Source organism: Pantoea sp. BAV 3049, assembly GCF_009765445.1.
Classification (GTDB): Bacteria; Pseudomonadota; Gammaproteobacteria; order Enterobacterales; family Enterobacteriaceae; genus Erwinia.
Window position 1 is genome coordinate 4696707 of sequence record NZ_WHOY01000031.1, and the last position, 5629, is coordinate 4702335.

Annotated in this window: 5 protein-coding genes and 2 pseudogenes; 4 read left to right on the forward strand and 3 right to left on the reverse strand. The window is 47.1% G+C overall.

The window, feature by feature from the left end:
* Nucleotides 1–234 precede the first annotated feature (234 nt).
* The gene (locus GSQ70_RS23320; protein WP_158784740.1) at nucleotides 235–435 is read left to right on the forward strand and encodes a hypothetical protein; all 201 of its coding nucleotides are present in this window, start codon (nucleotides 235–237) and stop codon (nucleotides 433–435) included.
* 291 nt (nucleotides 436–726) lie between these two features.
* On the opposite strand, the gene GSQ70_RS23325 is transcribed toward GSQ70_RS23320, so the two are convergent.
* Nucleotides 727–2118 (reverse strand): ATP-binding protein, encoded by a 1392-nt coding sequence (locus GSQ70_RS23325; RefSeq protein WP_233268467.1) that lies wholly within the window; start codon nucleotides 2116–2118, stop codon nucleotides 727–729.
* Between the two features lie 127 nt (nucleotides 2119–2245).
* Between GSQ70_RS23325 and GSQ70_RS23330 the strand changes: the two are divergent.
* Nucleotides 2246–2361: pseudogene (locus GSQ70_RS23330) on the forward strand (DUF4113 domain-containing protein); the annotation flags it as partial.
* 142 nt (nucleotides 2362–2503) lie between these two features.
* On the opposite strand, the gene GSQ70_RS23335 reads toward GSQ70_RS23330, so the two are convergent.
* Both GSQ70_RS23335 and GSQ70_RS23340 read right to left on the reverse strand, forming a co-directional pair.
* On the reverse strand, nucleotides 2504–3475 hold the full coding sequence (locus GSQ70_RS23335; RefSeq protein WP_158784742.1) for a ParB family protein: 972 nt from the start codon (nucleotides 3473–3475) through the stop codon (nucleotides 2504–2506).
* The gene (locus GSQ70_RS23340) at nucleotides 3472–4677 is read right to left on the reverse strand and encodes an AAA family ATPase (protein WP_158784743.1); all 1206 of its coding nucleotides are present in this window, start codon (nucleotides 4675–4677) and stop codon (nucleotides 3472–3474) included. The genes GSQ70_RS23335 and GSQ70_RS23340 overlap by 4 nt, the downstream gene beginning before the upstream one ends.
* A 366-nt stretch (nucleotides 4678–5043) precedes the next feature.
* Between GSQ70_RS23340 and GSQ70_RS26520 the strand changes: the two are divergent.
* Both GSQ70_RS26520 and GSQ70_RS23350 read left to right on the forward strand, forming a co-directional pair.
* Nucleotides 5044–5413, forward strand: a pseudogene (locus tag GSQ70_RS26520) (recombinase family protein); the annotation flags it as partial.
* A gap of 101 nt (nucleotides 5414–5514) precedes the next feature.
* On the forward strand, nucleotides 5515–5629 hold a 115-nt coding region (locus GSQ70_RS23350; RefSeq protein ID WP_199257301.1), incomplete at its 3' end, for an Rpn family recombination-promoting nuclease/putative transposase.

Sequence of the window (5629 nt, forward strand, 5' to 3'; positions counted from 1 at the left end):
CTCACAGCAGAGCGGCATGAATGAGGAGCGCAGCGACATCGTTATTTCATCGTCGCTGTCCACAATTTCGGTGGGCAATCCTGTGTATAAATTGAGGGTATTCCGCGCAGGGCGCTACCAGCACGGATGACAGCACATCTGACAAAACGATTATCTTTTAACCACAAGAAACAGACTTCATTTTTCCTGGTGTGGTATGGTGAGCCTGGCTGAACACAACTGGAGCGGAAAAGGATGGACAGAGGAATGATGGCGGAGTGGTTGCGGCATATTGCCCAACACATAGAAGAAGAAAGCCCGCTGATACGTAATGTAAGTGTGGATGATGCCCTTTCAGATAAAGGGCTGGCCAGAAAGATCATCACCATCACGTTCAATGCGCCTGGTCGTGCCCCACAGCCTGAAGAAGATGTCAGCAGCACCCCCCGACATTAAAAGATGTTAGCCTCTGAAATTTACCGGGGTTGGAACGCACCCACGACAGAGGACAGACATGGTGTAGCCAGAAAGCGCAGAACGACCAGACAGGAAAGCGCATCGCCATTTATCAAAAACATTTAAAAATATTTTAATAAATGAGTCTGTACATAAATTTGAGTAATTGTCTGATCAATAAACAGGAGAAGAGCAAGACTCCGCTGTACGGGTAACTCGACATGATGCAAACGCTGAATACCCGAGTATTGCATATATAATTCGCGGGTATTCCATTCATTTACAGATACGTTATTCGTTTTCTTCAGCTTCCTTTTCATCATCACGTCTGAGGCGAGCTACGCTGCGTTCCACCGTGCTGAGGGGATTGTATACCCCTCTAACTGCAGCTGTTCTGGTACTTGCTGTATGGGCACTATACTGCCGATCAAAATCCAGAACTATCCCGCACTTCTCTGCCTGCATTCTGACAAAGCCTCTGATCATGTTTTCCCTGAACCGAAACCATCCAGGCCGGACACCATCCTTCCCGACAAGCGCATGGCACAGAATAGATCCGTGATTCTCTTTACGAAGCCTAGCAAAACGGCTGTCGAAGTTCTTCTGCGTCAGAGGTTCAATGTCGAGGTACTTCATCACCTGGATATAGGAGGTAATGATGTGGTCTTTCATTCTGTTGAGGTCTGCACCTTCAGCCATCGCCCAAAGAATGTGATGCATGTGCTCATCTCGGCAGGTAGCTGCCTCATAACATGATCTGAGCGTTTCCTCAGCAGACAATACAGCCGCATCGAGCGAAGCTAGAAATAGATCACGTGTAACTGTGCTAACGACTTTATCTGCCATGTAACACTCATGAAGGAGCTTGCTGCACATGAGATGGACATAGTAGGGAAATCCATCACTCAACGCGCATATACGGTCTGCGATATCATCAGGAATATTAATATCAAAATATCTAAATGCACTTTCAACGATACGCTGACGACCTGTCCAGTGCAGACGTTCAAGATCAACCTGTTCAATCTGTCTCTGACTGGACAGGTGTCCGCCAATCAAATCAGATACCGACTGCCCAATCCCAGTGAAGATGATACGAACGGGTACATCCCCATCGCTTAACTGCTTGAGCAAAACACCAAAGCGGGCACGCTGCTCCTCGCTACGGATCAGGTCAAATTCATCAATAACAATAACCGTGTTATCCGAATAGCGTTCCGTCAGATAGTTCAGGGCTTCAACCGCACTGGCCATATTAACGACTGAACGAACGCGAGAAGTTTCACGCTCTTCAACACGGGCTTCAGCTTTTAAAACAGGAATATTGAGACCAAAAGTTGCAGACGTTTTGTACCGGTCTACCGGCATGCGCATCATTCCTTGGTTAATAACCGATTCGATGACTGTTTCCAGGGTCGAGTCATGGTCACAACTGACGGTAATAGGACGGTTATCCGAAGACTGGATAAGCGAAGCGGCTGTGTGGGCGAGGGAGGTCTTACCTACTCCGCGATCGCCATAAATAAACACATGTCGGCCCGGTGAATGAAGTGCCAGTTGTATCGTCTCCAACTGCTTATCCCGCCCAAAGAGCTTTTCAGGTGTACGCACTGGCACACTGAGAGTAAGCACTTCATTGAGCCGGGTGGCAAAAGTTGGTAAATCGCAACCTGCAATAGCCATGTCCATTCACTCCGAGAAGATGATCTAGGGGCTATTATACTGATTTCCTGAAAGCGAGTGCATGGCAACTCAGTGTAAATGCAGAAAGTAAATTACATAAGTAGGAACAGATGAAATACATGGATATTCATGTCTGGGAAAAGTGTGGTTTGCTGGAAGGGGGTAGCGTCTGAATGGCATATGAAACGGGAGATGCTTTCGCCTGCCTATACAACTCGCTGGTCTGAACTGCCATTAGCGTAATTATGAGTCACGAAGATGTTGAAAAGCGTGGTGATTTCAGTGTGAAAGAATTTAAAATTTTCCTTTATAATCAAATCAATAACCATGAAATTGGCGTGGTGAAAAACATACAAAAAAGGATGCTCTTCGGCATCCTTGTCCCTTACTCACCTGACTCAGGAAGTCTTTCCAGAATACGTTTTATTGCCTCATCAATCTCCGACTGTGCCTCAGCGGAAATACGGGAAAACTCATAAACAACAAGTCGCTTCTTTGGATCAGTTTTCTTTCTGGCAAACTGATTACGATCTGAAAATTCTCTCAGCTTCTCTGTTTGAACCGTTCTAGTTGGGAGGGCTGTCAGCAATTTGCTCTCCGACCGGATAACCGCAAGAATTTTGCTTTTATCAATTGCCGGATAATCTGGCATGGTCTTCAACCGATACTGAACTTTTTCCATCAGTTCTGTTACCGATGTTTGCTTGTTGTTTGCTTCTTCAGCCAGTTTCAGTAGAAACTGATAATCCGACAACGAAATGTCATTTATCACTGGGAATACTGCAACCATTTCATCTGGCACTGCTGCGGCCTGGAATGCACGTGTCACTTTCGCCGGAGAGAGATTTTCTTTCAACGCAATCTCTTCTTTCGTCATGCTAGTTCCATAGGTGACTTCTAGTCGTTTTCCCAGCTCGCGGAGACTATGTTCTCTTGCTGTCTGGATATCTTTCGCCAGCTGCCGTGCATCGGCGAGTGAGATATCATCTTTGGTTACCAGAATTTCGAATTTAACGTTATTAAAGATGCAGGCGGCACGACGTCGGGTCCCATCTAATATCTCAACTCGACCATTTACTTCGCGTCCAATAGCCGGGAAGAATTGCTGCAGCCTTATCGTCCGGGAAATATCACTTACGGACTCGCGCGTAAGCATCGCCTGATCCCGTCCATTGACCGATGCATCAACGAACGTCTTTGATTCAATCTCACCGCTTAATACGACCGTTTTGAAAAATTTGGCCTGCTTGCCAGATTTGAGTGTGAACGTTTTGACATCTCCGTCACCTTCAAGCATACGGGCGAACTCTGAATTGCTATTACCGAGAACTCGGCCACGAGCTAAAACCTTTTTCACTTAGATGCTCCCCGGATGTATTCAATGCGGTCAAAAACAGCTTTCGTAAACCGTTCTGCTTCAGTACGTGCCTTTTTCAGCGCTTCAGCACTACCTGGGTATGAAACAGGGTTAGCACTAATGATAGTGTCGAAAGATTCACCACATCGTTCGAACCCATCCAAACGTGGCAGCGACGAGTCCAGAATATTACTTGCATACACTTCGCGGGCCAGGCTATGCGAAGTTTCGTGATCCCGTTTATTAGTCATTTTGGACATGAAACCGATACTCGCGCTCAGGCGTGGTTCTACACCTTCTTCTTCAAGACGCTCCAGCATTTCAGGTAAACGCGTCAGGTATTTAAGAGTTGAATGGAAATCAACCTGCGCCGGTGGGGTAGGGGTCAGAAGCAAATCACTCGCCGCAAGGCCATTCAAAAGGAACGGATCAAGATGGGGGCCGGTATCAATGAATACAAAATCATAGTCCCCTGCGATACGGTCGATGATTGTTTTCCTGAGCACTTCTGAAGGTTTAAGATCCGGCAAATGTTCTGCAACCAGAGACTCCCACTGACTCGCCACGAAGCCGTCATCAATAGAAGCAGGGATGACATCAACGCCAGGAATAATGGTGGGGCGAATAACGGCTTCTCGCAATGTTTCGGTATCGAGGTCATTCAGCATTGCCTGAGCAGCTGTTTCAAGGACCGTGCCAATGCTATGGGTGTGATCCAGGAACATGGTACTGGAAGCCTGTGGGTCGAGGTCTATTACAAGGATGCGAAGATCATGCCGTAGCAGGTCCTGATGTACACGCAACGCATGTGCAAGCGTAACTGTACTGACTGTTTTTGATACACCACCTTTTAGGTTTACAACGAAAATCACGTAGGGTTCTTTATGGATATCGCGATATTTAGGTATCTGTCGGTGGGCGTAGATATCGATAACATTCTGTATCGTCAAAGCATATTGTTCGACGTTACCAATCTGCTTTTTATTAAAAATATAGCCGTTTTCTTCCATTTCTTTCATGGCCAGTTCTACGATACGCCGGCTCAGCTTTGGCAGTTTTGCGACAGCGTTACGAGTATATGTCTGATGATACTCTGTCAGATTAAATTCTTTCCTTTGTTCCTCAATATCCCTACTCATAGCGTGAAGTAAAGCGCTTGCTCTGAGAGCTATGGTACCCACACTACCGTAATCGCGTTTCATTATTGTCCCCTCAAGATGGAATCCTTGCACATTAATGGCGTAAAAGCTCACGCCATTGTACACAACAAACAAAAACGTACAATATATAACGATACGGCATTAAATTATTGTACGTTGATACTTTGTTGTCACGTAGATCAAAAAGACAACTGAGCTGTACTAAAGAACAAACCGTGAGTCTGTTCAGAGCTTGCATCTGAACAGGCGAAGGGTTGGACAAGCCCGGTGGACGCGTCAGCATGTCACATTGGGGTATACCCTTGTGATAACAATGCGAACAGATGCAAATATGGTTTCACTGGACTCGATTCAGCTAATTTGATAGTTAAATATCTCATCTTCTGGTCGTTATTGAGATTAAATCATATGGCTCTTATGGGTTATGCCCGGGTATCGACAACCGATCAGGATCTGACACATCAGATCGCAGTGCTGACTGCGGCCGATTGCCATAAAATTTCCCCGGAGAAAATGACCGGGACGAAGAAAGAAGGGCGCCGGCGCTGGATGAGTGCATTGAGTACATACGGGAGGCGATACGTTAGTCGTCACCCGTATCGATCGTCTTTCACGAAGCCTGCGTGACCTGCAGTACCTGGTGCATGAGCTTGAAGGGCAGAACATCCGGCTCCGGGCAACCGAGCAGGTCGTTGACCTCACGATGGCCGGATTAATCCGCGAATTCGTTGCGGGCCAGCTTGGCATTGGCAAGGCCAGCGTCTACCGTATACTGAAAGCCTGGCGTCTGCAGCACCGCGGAGGTATTCTGCCCGGCGAACGGGTTAAATCCCGGAGCAGCAATAGTGAGACCGTGACCGATCGTGCTACGAAAGCCCCATGAAAAGTAACTCAACGCCCCATGATGCCACATTCCGGCAGTTTCTGACCCAGACGGATATTGCCCGTGACTTTATGGCGCTGCATCTGCCGGCAGAGCTGCGCGCCATCTGTG

What these genes read in the sequence shown, in the direction of transcription:
- GSQ70_RS23320 (WP_158784740.1), top strand. Translation starts at nt 235, where the DNA reads ATGGACAGAGGAATGATGGCGGAGTGGTTGCGGCATATTGCCCAACAC.
- GSQ70_RS23325 (WP_233268467.1), bottom strand. Translation starts at nt 2,118, where the DNA reads ATGGCTATTGCAGGTTGCGATTTACCAACTTTTGCCACCCGGCTCAAT.
- GSQ70_RS23340 (WP_158784743.1), bottom strand. Translation starts at nt 4,677, where the DNA reads ATGAAACGCGATTACGGTAGTGTGGGTACCATAGCTCTCAGAGCAAGC.